Source organism: Streptomyces sp. NRRL S-350 (assembly GCF_000719705.1).
Lineage (GTDB): Bacteria > Actinomycetota > Actinomycetes > Streptomycetales > Streptomycetaceae > Kitasatospora.
In genome coordinates, this window is record NZ_JOHO01000033.1 from 16259 (window position 1) to 30974 (window position 14716).

Here is a 14716-nt window from a genome sequence, read left to right on the forward strand (position 1 = left end):
AGGGCGGCGGGGCAGCGGCCCCGGACCTCAGGAGCCGCGGACGTCCACCCAGCCGCCGCGGTACGCCGCCCAGTTCTCGGGCGTCGAGGCGAAGTCCACGTAGAGTGCGACGCCGAAGTTCGCCCGCCGCAGGTCCTGCCGGCCCAGGCCCAGCCGGACGCCGCGCACGGCGGCGTCGACGGTCTCCGCGTCACCCCGGTGGCCCCACTTGTCGTCCCAGTAGAACGGCAGGCCGATCAGCAGGTCCACGTCGGCCGGGGTGGCCCGCAGGGCGAGCTCGGTCTGCTGGGCGACGTATCCGCCGTACAGCGGCTCGGTCGGCATCGAGGTGTCGTAGGTCATCGCGGCGATCTGGTCGACCCGCCGGGCGGTCGCGGCGAAGTAGTCCCGGTCCCACCACTTGCCGTGGCCGGTGAGCAGGATGCCGGCCGTGTGCAGGCCCGGGACCGGGTCGATCTGCGGGGCGGCCACCGAGAGCGCGGCGCCGCGCGCCGCCGTGACCGGGCGGACCTGGTCGAGCAGGGCGAGCCAGCCGGCCGAGCCGGGGCGGATCGGCTCCATGTCGAAGTGCACGCCGTCGAAGCCGAGGTCCAGCACCTGGCGGGCGGAGGCGGTGACCCGGTCCCGGGTCGGGGCGTCCTCCAGGTCCAGGCCGTCCTTCTCCGGCTTGACCTCGTCACCCAGCCAGCCCTGCAGCCGTACGCCCGGCAGTTCCCGGTGCACGGTGTCGGTGAACCAGCGGGCCCGGGGGTGGACGGCGGGCGGCAGCGAGCCGTCGTGCTCCAGCGGGCCGGTGTGCACGTACAGGTCCCGGATGCCGGTGCCGGCCAGTTGCCGGACGAGCCCGGCCACGTCGGTCTCCGTCCGGCGGCCGTCCACCCAGGCGTGGCCGAGCCAGAGCGCGTCCCGGCCCCTGGTGCGGGCCTCGGCGGCGGGTTCACCCGCGTAGTGCAACCGGATCGAGACGAACAGCGAGCCGAGCGCGGCGACGGGCACGGCCGCCGCCAGCACCGCCACCAGCAGCGCCCTGCGCCACCAGGACCAGCCTCGCCAGCGGTCGCGCAGCGCCCGGGCCGGGGCCGCCAGGGCCCCGCCGATCCGCCGCGCGCGGGTCCGGAATCGGGCCACGCGGTTGCTCCCCCCTTGCGGTCACGGCTCAGGATACGGAATGGGCCCGCAAGCCGACGCGTCGGCCGGATACCCTGACCACGTGCGTGCCCGACCAAGCGGGCGTGCAAAGCCGACAGCCGTCGCACCAGGGAGAAGCCCCATGGCCACTGCAGCCGACCCGTCCGTCACTCAGCAGAGCCGCGCGAACGCGCTGCGCGAAGCGCTCGCCACCCGGGTGGTGGTCGCCGATGGTGCGATGGGCACCATGCTCCAGGCGCAGGACCCGACGCTGGAGGACTTCGAGAACCTCGAAGGGTGCAACGAGGTCCTCAACATCACCCGGCCCGACATCGTCCGCTCCGTGCACGAGGCCTACTTCGGCGTGGGCGTGGACTGCGTGGAGACCAACACCTTCGGCGCCAACTTCTCCGCGCTCGGCGAGTACGAGATTCCGGACCGCATCTTCGAGCTGTCCGAGGCCGGCGCCCGGATCGCCCGCGAGGTGGCCGACGCCCACTGCGCGGCGGACGGCCGCACCCGCTGGGTGCTCGGCTCGATCGGCCCCGGCACCAAGCTGCCGACCCTCGGCCACGCCCCGTACGGGACGCTGCGCGACGGCTTCCAGCAGAACGCGGCCGGCCTGATCGCCGGCGGCGCCGACGCCCTGCTGGTCGAGACCAGCCAGGACCTGCTGCAGACCAAGGCCGCCATCCTCGGCTCCAAGCGCGCCCTGGCCGAGGCCGGGCTGGACCTGCCGGTCCTGGTGCAGGTGACGGTGGAGACCACCGGCACCATGCTGCTCGGCTCCGAGATCGGTGCCGCGCTCACCGCGCTGGAGCCGCTCGGCGTCGACTACATCGGCCTCAACTGCGCCACCGGCCCGGCCGAGATGAGCGAGCACCTGCGCTACCTGGCCAAGAACGCCCGGATCGGCCTGTCCTGCATGCCGAACGCGGGCCTGCCGGTGCTCGGCAAGGACGGCGCCCACTACCCGCTCAGCCCGGCCGAACTGGCCGACGCCCACGACGTGTTCACCCGTGAGTACGGCCTCTCGCTGGTCGGCGGCTGCTGCGGCACCACGCCCGAGCACCTGCGCCAGGTGGTCGAGCGGGTGCAGGGCCGGCCGGTCGTCGCGCGCGAGCCGCAGCCCGAGCCCTCGGCGGCCTCGCTCTACCAGGCGGTGCCGTTCCGCCAGGACACCTCCTACCTGGCGATCGGCGAGCGCACCAACGCCAACGGCTCGAAGAAGTTCCGCGAGTCGATGCTGGCCGGCGACTGGCAGGCGTGCGTGGAGATCGCCCGCGACCAGATCCGGGACGGCTCCCACCTGCTGGACCTCTGCGTGGACTACGTCGGCCGCGACGGCGTCGCCGACATGAAGGAGATCGCCGGCCGCCTGGCCACCGCCTCCACCCTGCCGATCGTGCTGGACTCCACCGAGCCGGACGTGCTGCGGGCCGGCCTGGAGGCCCTCGGCGGCCGCGCGGTGCTCAACTCGGTCAACTACGAGGACGGCAACGCCCCGGACTCGCGCTTCGCCAGGATCGCCTCGCTGGCCCGCGAGCACGGCGCCGGCCTGATCGCGCTCACCATCGACGAGCAGGGCCAGGCGCGCACGGCCGACAAGAAGGTGGAGATCGCCGAGCGGCTGATCACCGAGCTCACCACCGAGTACGGCATCGACGAGGGCTCGATCCTGGTCGACTGCCTCACCTTCACCCTGGCGACCGGCCAGGAGGAGTCCCGCCGGGACGGCATCGAGACCATCGAGGCGATCCGCGAGCTCAAGCGCCGCCGCCCGAACGTGCAGACCACGCTCGGCCTGTCCAACATCTCGTTCGGCCTCAACCCGGCCGCCCGCGTGGTGCTCAACTCGGTCTTCCTGAACGAGTGCGTGGAGGCCGGCCTGGACTCGGCGATCGTGCACGCCTCGAAGATCCTCCCGATCTCCCGGATCCCCGAGGACCAGCGCGAGGCCGCCCTCGACCTGGTCCACGACCGCCGCCGGGACGGCTACGACCCGCTGCAGCGCCTGCTGGAGCTGTTCGACGGCGTCTCCTCGGCCTCGGTCAAGGCCTCCAAGGCCGAGGAGCTGGCCGCGCTGCCGCTGGAGGAGCGGCTGCAGCGCCGGATCATCGACGGCGAGCGGGCCGGGCTGGAGGCCGACCTGGACGAGGCGCTGACCGGGCGCCCCGCGCTGGAGATCATCAACGACACCCTGCTGGCCGGCATGAAGGTGGTCGGCGAGCTGTTCGGCTCCGGCCAGATGCAGCTGCCGTTCGTGCTGCAGTCCGCCGAGGTGATGAAGTGCGCGGTGGCCCACCTGGAGCCGCACATGGAGAAGTCCGACAACGAGGGCAAGGGCACCATCGTGCTGGCCACCGTCAAGGGCGACGTCCACGACATCGGCAAGAACCTGGTCGACATCATCCTGTCCAACAACGGCTACAACGTGGTCAACCTGGGCATCAAGCAGCCGGTCTCGGCGATCCTGGACGCCGCGCAGGAGCACCGGGCGGACGTGATCGGGATGTCCGGCCTGCTGGTGAAGTCGACGGTGATCATGAAGGAGAACCTGGAGGAGCTCAACCAGCGCAAGCTGGCCGCCAGCTACCCGGTGATCCTCGGCGGTGCCGCGCTCACCCGGGCCTACGTCGAGCAGGACCTGCACGAGATCTACGAGGGCGAGGTCCGCTACGCCCGGGACGCCTTCGAGGGCCTGCGGCTGATGGACGCGCTGATCGCGGTCAAGCGCGGTGTGCCCGGCGCGGCCCTGCCGGAGCTCAAGCAGCGCCGGCACGCCCGGGTGGAGGTGGAGGAGCCGGAGCCGGAGGTCAACCTCGGCCAGATCCGCTCGGACGTCGCCGTGGACAACGCCGTGCCCACCCCGCCGTTCTGGGGCGACCGGATCGTCAAGGGCATCCCGTTCGCCGACTACGCGTCCTGGCTGGACGAGGACGCGCTGTTCAAGGGCCAGTGGGGGCTGAAGGCCTCCCGCACCGGCGACGGCCCCTCGTACGAGGAACTGGTGGAGACGGAGGGCCGGCCGCGTCTGCGGGCCTGGCTGGACCGGCTGCAGACCGAGGGCTGGCTGGAGGCGGCCGTGGTCTACGGCTACTACCCGGCCAACTCCAAGGGCGACGACCTGATCGTCTTCCACGAGGACGGCACCGAGCGCACCCGCTTCACCTTCCCGCGCCAGCGCCGCGGCCGCCGGCTCTGCCTCGCCGACTTCTTCCGCCCGGAGGAGTCCGGCGTGCGGGACGTCGTCGGCCTGCAGGTGGTCACCATGGGCAACCGGATCTCGGAGGCGGCCAACGAGCTGTTCGCCGGGAACTCCTACCGCGACTACCTGGAGCTGCACGGCCTCTCGGTGCAACTGGCCGAGGCGCTGGCCGAGTTCTGGCACGCCCGGGTCCGCTACGAGCTGGGCTTCTCCGGCGAGGACCCGCAGGACGTCAAGGACATGTTCGCGCTCAAGTACCGGGGCGCCCGCTTCTCGCTCGGCTACGGGGCCTGCCCCGAGCTGGAGGACCGCGCCAAGATCGCCGAGCTGCTGAAGCCCGAGCGGATCGGCGTGGTGCTCTCCGAGGAGTTCCAGCTGCACCCGGAGCAGTCCACCGACGCGATCGTGATCCACCACCCGGAGGCGAAGTACTTCAACGCCCGGTAACTCCTGCGTCGCGTTCCGTTCGCTCTTTCCGGACGAAGCGGGCGTATCCTGGATGATCCTGAACGGGCCGGTCCGCTCACCAGCGGGCCGGCCCGTGCCATCCCCGGGTCCGCCGGGGCCTGCCGGAAGGACGTCCGCCATGACCACCAGCCCCACCGCCACGCGCATCCTCGACCACGGGGACGACCGCGGTCTGCAGGCGGTGCTGCTGGACATGGACGGCACGCTGGTGGACACCGAGGACTTCTGGTGGCAGGCCGAGGTCTCGCTCTTCGCCGAGCTGGGCCACGAGCTGGACGAGGCGGACCGCGCGCACGTCGTCGGCGGCCCGATGACCCGGGTGATGGACTACCTGGTCGCCCGGACCGGGGTGGACATCGCGCCGGCCGACCTGGGCGTGCTGGTCAACCAGCGCTTCGTGGACCTGCTGGCGGGCGGCGTGCCGCTCATGCCCGGTGCCGAACGCCTCCTCAACACCCTTGCCGCGCACGGGATCCCGGCGGCCATGGTGTCCGCCTCGCACCGCCACGTGATCGACATCGTGCTGCGGTCGCTGGGCGCGCACCACTTCGCCTTCACCATCGGCGGGGACGAGGTGCCGCGCACCAAGCCGTTCCCGGACCCGTACCTGGAGGCGGCCCGCCGGCTGGGTGCCGAGCCGGCCCGCTGCGTGGTGGTCGAGGACACCCCGACCGGGGTGCGCGCGGGCGAGGCGGCGGGGTGCCCGGTGGTCGCGGTGCCCTCGGTGGCGCCGATCGAGCCCGCTCCCGGGCGGCTGGTGCTGCCCTCGCTGGAGCGGGTCGACCTCGATCTGCTGCGCTCGCTGGTGGCCTCGCGCGTGTGATTGTCATCTCATTGAAGCCGACCCCTACCGGCCGGTAGGTGGCCGGAAATCCCCTCGGCGGAAGGGGGCGGCGGGAGAAAACGGGCATTGCCTGACATCTCGTCGGTCGCGCCGTGATGCCCCCGGCCGTCGTGTCCCAAACGTCATCTGCGCGGGTATCGGTCGTGCGTGTTCGATATGGCACGCTACTCGGGTTTCGTGCCACCGATAAGGACGCGCCCCGTGAAGACTTCAGGTGAACGCCTCGCCGTACTCGGCTGTGCCGGTCTGGTCGCCGTGACGGTGGCCGGCTGCGGATCGGTGACCGACGCCGTGAAGGGTGACGGCGGCAAGTCGATCACCATGGGCACCAGTCAGCTGACCGGCACCCTGGACCCGGCGACCTCCTACGACTCCGGCTCCTGGCTGATCCTGCGCAACACCTTCCAGTCGCTGCTGACCTTCCCGGCCGCGGCCAGCACGCCCACCCCGGACGCCGCGCAGTCCTGCGAGTTCACCGGCAGCGAGGCCACCGAGTACCACTGCACCCTGCGGCCCGGGCTGAAGTTCTCCAACGGCCACCCGCTCACCGCCGCGGACGTGGTCTTCTCGATCGAGCGCACCAGGAAGATCAACGACGAGAACGGTCCGGTCTCCCTGCTCTCCTCGATCAAGTCCGTCGAGGCCAAGGGCGACACCGAGGTGACCTTCCACCTCACTGCGCCCGACGCCACCCTGCCGGCCAAGCTGGCCACCCCGGCCGGCGCGATCGTGGACCACCAGGTCTACCCGGCCGACAAGGCGCTGGCCAACGACAAGCAGGTCGGCTCCGGCCCGTACCGCGTCGACTCGGTCGAGAAGCTCAACGGCGGCACGCAGCTGGGCAAGGTCGTCCTGTCGCCCAACGACAAGTACGGCGGCGACGCCAAGCTGCGCAACTCCAAGTTCACCGTGCGGTACTTCGACAAGACCGAGGACCTGAAGGCCGCGCTGGACAAGGCCGACGTCGACGTCACCGACACCAGCCTGGAGCCGAACACCGCCGCGCAGATCCTCTCCGACCAGCAGTCCGGCAAGACCGACCTGCAGGTGACCGAGGGCGACAGCAACGACACCCGCTCGCTGGTCTTCAACACCAAGGACCCGGTCGGCGGCAACGTCGCCGTCCGCCAGGCCGCCGCGCAGCTGATGGACCGCAAGGCGCTCGCCCGCGACGTCTTCGCCCGGACCGTCCAGCCGCTGTACGCCATGGTCCCGGCCGGCGTCACCGGCCACACCACCGCCTTCTTCGACCGCTACGGCGACCAGGACGTGGCCAAGGCCAAGAAGATCCTCACCGACGCCAAGGTCCAGACCCCGGTCAAGCTGAACCTCACCTGGTCCCGCTCGCGGGCCGGCAGCAACGAGGCCGACACGCTGAAGAAGCAGCTGGAGACCGGCGGCCTCTTCCAGGTCACCGTCCAGCAGGAGCCGGACTGGGAGGCGTTCAAGAAGGGCTGGTCCGAGGGCAAGTACCAGGCGTACGTGATCGGCTGGTTCGCCGACTACCCGGACCCGGACAACTACATCGCCCCGCTGCTCGTCAACGGCGGCGCCTACCACCACGGTTGGGACGACCCGCGGATCAGCGGGAAGCTGGTGCCGGACGGCCTCAAGCAGGCCGACCGCAGCGCCGCCGCGGCCGGCTACGCGCAGATCCAGCAGATCGAGGCCGAGAACGTGCCGCTGATCCCGCTGTACCAGAACAAGGCCTTCTACGCGGCGCGTTCGTACGTCACCGGCGTCGAGTCCACCGTCGACACCACCGGCTTCTTCCGCTTCTGGGAGATCAGCCGGACCGGCAAGTAGCGCCCGTACCACGGCGGCCCGCCCGCTCCCCCTCGTCGCCACGGGGGGAGCGGGCGGGCCGCCGTCACGTTCGCGCGCGCCGCTACAGGGCGCCCGGGCGCACCAGCCCGCTCTCGTAGGCGTACACCGCCGCCTGCACCCGGTCGCGCAGCTGGAGCTTGGTCAGCACATGGCCGACGTGCGTCTTCACCGTGGTCTCGCTGACGAACAGTTCGGCCGCGATCTCCGCGTTCGACAGTCCGCGCGCCACCAGTTTCAGCACCTCCAGTTCACGCTCGGTCAGCGCGTTCAGCGCCTGCGGCGGCGCCTCGTCGCCCGAGGGCAGCTTGGTGGCGTACATGTCCAGCAGCCGGCGGGTGATGCTCGGCGCCAGCATCGCCGCGCCGTCCGCGACCACCCGGATCGCCTGCACCAGCTCCTCGGCCGGGACGTCCTTCAGCAGGAAGCCGCTGGCGCCCGCGCGCAGCGCCTCCACCACGTACTCGTCCAGGTCGAAGGTGGTCAGCACCAGCACCTTGGCCGGGCCGTCCCGCCCCGGGCCGGCGATCCGGCGGGTCGCCTCGACGCCGTCCATCCTGGGCATCCGGATGTCCATCAGCACCACGTCGGGCTGCAGCGCCCGCACCTGGTCCAGCGCCTGCTGACCGTCGCCGGCCTCACCGACCACCACCAGGTCGGACTCGGCCTCCAGGATCATCCGGAAACCGGTGCGCAGCAGCGGCTGGTCGTCGACCAGCAGCACTCGGATCGTCACTAGGACTCCTTGCTCCTCAGATCCCCCGTGGGATCGTCCTCATCAGACGTACGCGCCAGCGGAAGCGGGTACGGCGGCGGGGTGCCGCCGAACTCCGGGCAGCTGGCCCGGTGGTCGCACCAGTCGCAGAGGCGGTTGCGGGTGGCCGGAAAGTCCCCCGTGGCCACCGCCTGGCTGATCCGCTCCCACAGCGCCTGCAGCTTGCGCTCCACCGCGAGCAGGTCGGCCTGGTCCGGGTCGTAGCTGACCACGTTCCCGCCGCCGCCGAGGTAGACCAGCTGGAGGCGCTTGGGGATCACGCCCTTCCACCGCCACACAACCAGTGCGTAGAACTTCATCTGGAACATCGCCTTGCCCTCGAAGTCCCGCGAGGGCGCCCGGCCGGTCTTGTAGTCCACCAGGCGGACCTCACCGGTCGGAGCGACGTCCACCCGGTCGATGTAGCCGCGCAGCAGCAGCCCCGACTCCAGGGCCGTCTCCACGTACAGCTCCCGCTCCACCGGGTGCAGCCGGGTCGGGTCCTCCAGCCGGAACCACTGGCCGATCAGCTTCTCGGCGTCCGCCAGCCAGCCGGTCAGTGCCGCGCCGTCCGGATCCTCCGGGAACAACGAGCCCAGCTCCGGCCGCTCCCCGAGCAGCCGCTCCCACTGGGGGCGCAGCAGGCCCAGCGCCCGCTCCGGCGTACGGTCGGCCGCCGGGCTGTCGAAGAGCCGCTCCAGCACCGCGTGCACCAGCGTGCCCCTGGTCGCCGCCGCGCTCGGCGGCTCGGGCAGCCGGTCGATCACCCGCAGCCGGTACAGCAGGGGGCAGGTCAGGAAGTCCCCGGCCCGGGACGGGGACAGGCCGGTCGGGGGCGCCGCCGGCCGCGCCGGAACCCCGGTGGCGCTGGTGGTGTCGGTCTGCTGCATGGCTACGACCCTATTGCCCTTTCCTGTCATCCTGCTGCCACCGTGCTGCCACCGCGGCCCGCGCAATGGGTATGAAGCAGGAAGAGGGGCGCAGGCCGCCGCAGCGCCGCGATCACGTAGCGTGGGCGCACCGGGGCACGACGGGGGAGACGACCGAAGGGATCACGGTGAGCGACAGCGGGAGGCAGCAGTCCTCCGACCAGCCACCGCAGGACGACGGCGGACGACCCGACGGGCCGCCGCCGGAGCGCGGCGGCGGCCTCCTGATGGGCCGGCCCTTCGGCGTGCCCGTCTACGTCACCCCTTCCTGGTTCGTCATCGCCGCGCTGATCACCTGGGTGTTCGGCGGACAGCTGGGAGACGTGCTGCCCGACCTCGGCGGCGCCCGCTACCTGGTCGCGTTCTCCTTCGCGGTCGCCTTCTACGCCTCCGTCCTGGTGCACGAACTCGCCCACACCCTCGTCGCGCTGCGCTACCGCCTCGGGGTGCGGCGGATCCAGCTGCAGTTCTTCGGCGGCGTCTCCGAGATCGAGAACGAGGCCACCACGCCCTGGCGCGAGTTCTGGCTGGCCTTCGTCGGCCCGCTGCTCTCGCTGGCGCTCGGCGGCGTCTTCTACCTCGCCGTGCGGGCCGTGGAGCTCACGTCCGTGCCCGGCGTGCTGCTGACCGGCCTGATGGTCTCCAACCTGGTCGTCGCCGCCTTCAACCTGCTGCCCGGCCTGCCGCTGGACGGCGGCCGGATGCTGCGCGCCGTCATCTGGGCGGTCACCGGCAAGCCGATGACCGGCACGGTGGCCGCCGCCTGGGTCGGCCGGGCGCTGGCGGTCGCCGTGCTGTTCGGCCTGCCGCTGGTCAGCGCCGCCCGCGGGAGCGAACGCACCACCACCGACACCCTGGTGGACGCGGTGCTGGCCGCCGTGCTCGCCGCGATCATCTGGAACGGCGCCACCGGCAGCGTGCGCAACGCCCGGCTCAAGGAGGCGCTGCCCGGCCTGCGGCTGCGCGACCTCGCCCGCCGGGTCGTCGAGGTGACCGCCGACACCCCGCTCGGCGAGGCGATGCGCCGCGCCCAGGAGGCCCGGGCCGGCGCGGTGCTCGTGGTGGACGGCCGGGGCGAGCCGATCGCCATCGTCCGCGAGTCCGCGGTCCGGGCCGTGCCCGAGCACCGCCGCCCCTGGGTGGCCGTCGGCCCGCTCGCCCGCGACCTCGAACCCGGGCTGCGGCTGGACGCCGACCTGGGCGGCGAGGACCTGCTGCGGGCCGTCCAGGCCACCCCGGCGGGGGAGTACCTGGTGGTCGAGGAGGACGGCCGGGTGTACGGCGTCGCCGCCCTGACCGACATCGAGCGGCGGCTGAGCGCGGCGGTCGCCGGGAGGTGAGCCGCCCCGCCCCGGGCGTGGTCGGGCGGGAGGCTCCGCTTCCCTTAGGATTGTCCGCATGTCCGAACCGACCGGTGCCGCCCGCCGACGCGGGCCCTTCCAGGTCGGGGACCAGGTCCAGCTGACCGACCCCAAGGGTCGCCACTACACGTTCACGCTCCAGGCCGGGAACCAGTTCCACACCCACAAGGGTGCGTTCCCCCACGACGAGCTGATCGGCGCCCCCGAAGGCACGGTCGTGCGCACCACGGGGAACGTCCCGTACCTCGCGCTGCGCCCCCTGCTCCCCGACTACGTCCTCTCCATGCCTCGCGGCGCCGCCGTGATCTACCCCAAGGACGCGGGGCAGATCCTGGCCATGGCCGACATCTTCGCCGGCGCCCGCGTGGTCGAGGCCGGCGTCGGCTCGGGCGCGCTCAGCATGTACCTGCTGCGCGCCGTCGGCGAGCACGGCATGCTGGCCTCCTACGAGCGCCGGCAGGACTTCGCCGACATCGCCCAGGGCAACGTCGAGCGCTACTTCGGCGGGCCGCACCCGGCGTGGAAGCTCACCGTCGGCGACCTCCAGGACAACCTGGTCGAGTCCGACGTCGACCGCGTCCTCCTCGACATGCTCGCCCCCTGGGAGTGCCTGGACGTCGCCTCGAAGGCGCTCGTCCCCGGCGGCCTCATCTGCTGCTACGTGGCCACCACGACGCAGATGTCCAAGACCGTCGAGGCGCTGCGCGAGCACGGCACCTTCACCGAGCCGCAGGCCTGGGAGACCATGGTCCGCACCTGGCACCTGGAGGGCCTGGCCGTCCGCCCGGACCACCGGATGATCGGCCACACCGGCTTCCTGCTCACCGCCCGCCGCCTGGCGGACGGCGTCGAGCCGCCGCTGCGCCGCCGCCGCCCGGCCAAGGGCGCGTACGGCGAGGACTACGACAGCGGGGCGGCCGAGCCGAGCCTGCACGAGCGCGCCGCCGCCCGCAAGGCCGCCCGCACCGAGGCCGAGCAGCCCGACCTGGGCTGAGCCCGCGACCCGACAGGGGTGGCACGAGCGATCTCGTGCCACCCCTTGGCATTTCCCCGTCGACCGCGTGTGGGACGATGCTCGCTCACACGGACCAGCTCCTGGAGCTCTGGAGGGGACGCCTGGTGGAGACCGCGGTCGGGACGACGGCGACGGTTGGACAGCACACCCCGCGGGGCCGCACCCGGCCCGGGCACGCGCGCACCGCCGCCTGGCACTGGGCCCTCGCCCTGGCCGGCTGCGGCGCGGTGGTCGGCGCCGCCCTCGCGGCCTCCCCGGCGACCGGCACCCCGGTGCCCGCCCACGGCACCCCCAAGGCCCTCCCGGCGAGCGCCGCCCCCGACCCGGCCAAGGCCCAACTACCGCTGGACTGCGGCCCGTTCCCGGTCAAGACGGTGCTCAGCGTGCCCGCCGAGCTGGGCGACGGCCGCCGCGGCACGGTGGTCGCCGCACACTGCGGCACCGACACCGGCACCCCGCCGGACGCCGTCTTCCTGCTCGGCTTCGGCCCCGGCGACCGCCCGTCGGTCCTGGCCACCCTGCTCACCGAGCGCGAGAACCTCACCGTGAACCGGCTCGCGGTGCGCTCCGACGGCGCCATCACCGGCCACGCGCAGGGGTATTCGAGCGAGGACGTGCCGCGCTTCCGGCCCGACGTCTCGGTCGACCTCACCTGGACGCGCAAGGGCGGCGGCTGGGACCGCTCCCAGACCGCCGCCCCGGTCAGCCGGACCTGACGGACCGCCGTGCGCGGCTAGTCGGCGTCCGGCCCGTACACCTCGACCCGGTCGGTGACCCGGCGCACGTGGATGCAGTCGCCGGGGCAGTCCTTCGCCGAGTCCACCACGTCCTGAAGGAGCGTCAGCGGAACCGGGGCGGACTCCCCCGGCTGCTGGCGCAACTCGTCGTCCGGCCCCTTCACATAGGCGAGGCCGTCGATGTCCAGCTCGAAGACCTCCGGCGCGTACTGCACGCAGATCCCGTCGCCGGTGCACAGATCCTGGTCGATCCACACCTCCAGCTCCTCGGTCGCGGCTGCCGTCTGCTCGGTCACCGACATGGTCCCCTGCCGTTTCTGTCCCGGGACGCCCTTTTCCTGGAGCAATCCCGCCATTCGTACAACGATCGGACCTCGACTGGTGGTCGCGATCGGATATCACTTCGCTCGACGATACATCCGGCCCGCTTTGGGCGGTGCGCGGTGGGTATCCCCTTAGCAGAGGGGAAGCACGCTGGGGCGAAGATCGGACACGCCCGTTCCATCTTTCTTGATCTAGGGGTTTACGGACCCCTGGTCCCAGGTAGGGTCTGGAAGCGTCCAGCTCCCCGGAGGAGGTGAGGACCGTGGCAGCCCACGATGACGACTACAACCGCAGCACCGGCAGGCCCGCTCGTGGTTCCGACGAGGCCGCTCAGGTCTCGTACCTTGAGCAGGAAATCGCCGTGCTGCGCCGCAAGCTCGCCGACTCGCCGCGCAATTCGAGAATCCTCGAAGAGCGGATCGTCGAGCTCCAGACCAACCTGGCCGGCGTGACCGCCCAGAACGAACGGCTCGCCTCCACCCTGCGCGAGGCCCGCGACCAGATCGTGGCCCTCAAGGAGGAAGTGGACCGGCTGGCACAGCCCCCGGCCGGCTTCGGCACCTTCCTCGAGGCCAACGAGGACGGGACCGCCGACATCTTCACCGGCGGGCGCAAGCTCCGCGTGAACGTCAGCCCCAACGTCGCCCTCGACGAACTGCGGCGCGGCCAGGAAGTGATGCTCAACGAGGCCCTCAACATCGTGGACGCGATGGCCTTCGAGCGCATCGGCGAGATCGTCACCCTCAAGGAGGTCCTGGAGGACGGCGAGCGCGCCCTGGTTCTCGGCCACACCGACGAGGAGCGGGTGGTGCGCCTCGCCGAACCGCTGCGCGAGCTCACCATCCGGGCGGGGGACGCCCTGCTGCTGGAGCCCCGCTCCGGCTACGTGTACGAGGTCGTGCCGAAGTCCGAGGTCGAGGAGCTGGTCCTCGAGGAGGTCCCGGACATCGACTACCGCCAGATCGGCGGCCTCAGCAACCAGATCGAGCAGATCCGCGACGCGGTCGAGCTGCCGTACCTGCACGCCGACCTCTTCAAGGAGTACGAGCTGCGCCCGCCCAAGGGCGTCCTGCTCTACGGCCCGCCCGGCTGCGGCAAGACGCTGATCGCCAAGGCGGTCGCCAACTCGCTGGCCAAGAAGGTCGCCGAGGTCACCGGCCGGCCCCAGGGGAAGAGCTACTTCCTCAACATCAAGGGCCCCGAACTGCTCAACAAGTACGTGGGCGAGACCGAGCGGCAGATCCGCCTGGTCTTCCAGCGGGCCCGGGAGAAGGCGAGCGAGGGCACGCCCGTCATCGTCTTCTTCGACGAGATGGAGTCGCTGTTCCGCACCCGCGGTTCCGGCGTCAGCTCGGACGTGGAGAACACCATCGTCCCGCAGCTGCTCGCCGAGATCGACGGCGTGGAGGGCCTCGAGAACGTCATCGTCATCGGCGCCTCGAACCGCGAGGACATGATCGACCCGGCGATCCTGCGGCCCGGCCGCCTGGACGTCAAGATCAAGATCGAGCGCCCGGACGCCGAGGCCGCGAAGGACATCTTCTCCAAGTACCTCAAGGACTCGCTGCCCTTCCACCCGGACGACCTCAAGGAGCACGGCAGCTCCGTCGAGGCGACGGTGGACGCGATGATCCAGGCCGTCGTGGAGCGGATGTACACCGAGACCGAGGAGAACCGCTTCCTGGAGGTCACCTACGCCAACGGTGACAAGGAGGTCCTGTACTTCAAGGACTTCAACTCCGGCGCGATGATCCAGAACATCGTCGACCGCGCGAAGAAGATGGCCATCAAGGACTTCCTCGACCACGGTCAGCGCGGTCTGCGCGTCTCCCACCTGCTCGCCGCCTGCGTGGACGAGTTCAAGGAGAACGAGGACCTCCCGAACACCACCAACCCGGACGACTGGGCCCGCATCTCCGGCAAGAAGGGCGAGCGGATCGTCTTCATCCGCACGCTGGTCACCGGCAAGCAGGGCGCCGAGTCCGGCCGCTCGATCGACACTGTCGCCAACACGGGGCAGTACCTGTAAAGCACGCCGGCACCCGGGCCGCCAGCGGTCCCCGGAGCTGTACGCACACCGTCCGGCTGTGGCGCCTCGCGGCCCCGCAGCCGGACGGCGCGTCT

11 protein-coding genes are annotated in these 14716 nt (G+C 71.6%); 7 read left to right on the forward strand and 4 right to left on the reverse strand.

Annotated elements, in window-relative coordinates; genetic code table 11:
• Positions 1 to 27: 27 nt before the first annotated feature.
• A complete protein-coding gene (locus IF30_RS0125775; protein WP_199807922.1) occupies positions 28 to 1128 on the reverse strand; it encodes a hypothetical protein in 1101 nt (366 codons plus the stop codon).
• Between the two features lie 142 nt (positions 1129 to 1270).
• On the opposite strand from IF30_RS0125775, the gene metH reads away from it, so the two are divergent.
• The 3 genes from metH to IF30_RS0125790 all read left to right on the forward strand — a co-directional run bounded on the left by metH (position 1271) and on the right by IF30_RS0125790 (position 7454).
• Positions 1271 to 4783 (forward strand): methionine synthase, encoded by a 3513-nt coding sequence (metH, locus tag IF30_RS0125780; RefSeq protein WP_030242801.1) that lies wholly within the window; start codon positions 1271 to 1273, stop codon positions 4781 to 4783.
• 139 nt (positions 4784 to 4922) lie between these two features.
• Positions 4923 to 5627 (forward strand): HAD family hydrolase, encoded by a 705-nt coding sequence (locus IF30_RS0125785; RefSeq protein ID WP_030242802.1) that lies wholly within the window; start codon positions 4923 to 4925, stop codon positions 5625 to 5627.
• Between the two features lie 222 nt (positions 5628 to 5849).
• The gene (locus IF30_RS0125790) at positions 5850 to 7454 is read left to right on the forward strand and encodes an ABC transporter substrate-binding protein (protein ID WP_030242803.1); all 1605 of its coding nucleotides are present in this window, start codon (positions 5850 to 5852) and stop codon (positions 7452 to 7454) included.
• An 82-nt stretch (positions 7455 to 7536) separates the two neighbouring features.
• On the opposite strand, the gene IF30_RS0125795 is transcribed toward IF30_RS0125790, so the two are convergent.
• Positions 7537 to 8208, reverse strand: a complete 672-nt coding sequence (locus IF30_RS0125795; RefSeq protein ID WP_030242805.1) for a response regulator — start codon at positions 8206 to 8208, stop codon at positions 7537 to 7539.
• Complete coding sequence (locus IF30_RS0125800) at positions 8208 to 9116, reverse strand: RecB family exonuclease (RefSeq protein ID WP_051711140.1); 909 nt, start codon at positions 9114 to 9116, stop codon at positions 8208 to 8210. Before IF30_RS0125800 ends, IF30_RS0125795 begins: the two co-directional genes overlap by 1 nt.
• A 167-nt stretch (positions 9117 to 9283) precedes the next feature.
• Here IF30_RS0125800 and IF30_RS0125805 point away from each other — a divergent pair, with 167 nt between their 5' ends.
• The 3 genes from IF30_RS0125805 (at position 9284) to IF30_RS42025 (ending at position 12247) form a co-directional block, all read left to right on the forward strand.
• Positions 9284 to 10495, forward strand: coding sequence for a site-2 protease family protein (locus IF30_RS0125805; protein ID WP_030242809.1), 1212 nt, complete (start codon positions 9284 to 9286; stop codon positions 10493 to 10495).
• A 58-nt stretch (positions 10496 to 10553) separates the two neighbouring features.
• Positions 10554 to 11510 (forward strand): tRNA (adenine-N1)-methyltransferase, encoded by a 957-nt coding sequence (locus tag IF30_RS0125810; protein WP_030242811.1) that lies wholly within the window; start codon positions 10554 to 10556, stop codon positions 11508 to 11510.
• A 77-nt stretch (positions 11511 to 11587) separates the two neighbouring features.
• Positions 11588 to 12247 carry a hypothetical protein gene (locus IF30_RS42025; protein ID WP_158835491.1) on the forward strand — a complete coding sequence of 220 codons (660 nt, stop codon included), beginning with the start codon at positions 11588 to 11590 and terminating at the stop codon, positions 12245 to 12247.
• A 17-nt stretch (positions 12248 to 12264) separates the two neighbouring features.
• Here IF30_RS42025 and IF30_RS0125820 read toward each other — a convergent pair whose 3' ends face one another.
• Complete coding sequence (locus tag IF30_RS0125820; RefSeq protein ID WP_030242815.1) at positions 12265 to 12570, reverse strand: ferredoxin; 306 nt, start codon at positions 12568 to 12570, stop codon at positions 12265 to 12267.
• Between the two features lie 284 nt (positions 12571 to 12854).
• Between IF30_RS0125820 and arc the strand changes: the two genes are divergently transcribed.
• Positions 12855 to 14621: a proteasome ATPase gene (arc, locus tag IF30_RS0125825; RefSeq protein ID WP_030242817.1), complete on the forward strand. Its 1767-nt coding sequence runs from the start codon at positions 12855 to 12857 to the stop codon at positions 14619 to 14621.
• Positions 14622 to 14716 lie beyond the last annotated feature (95 nt).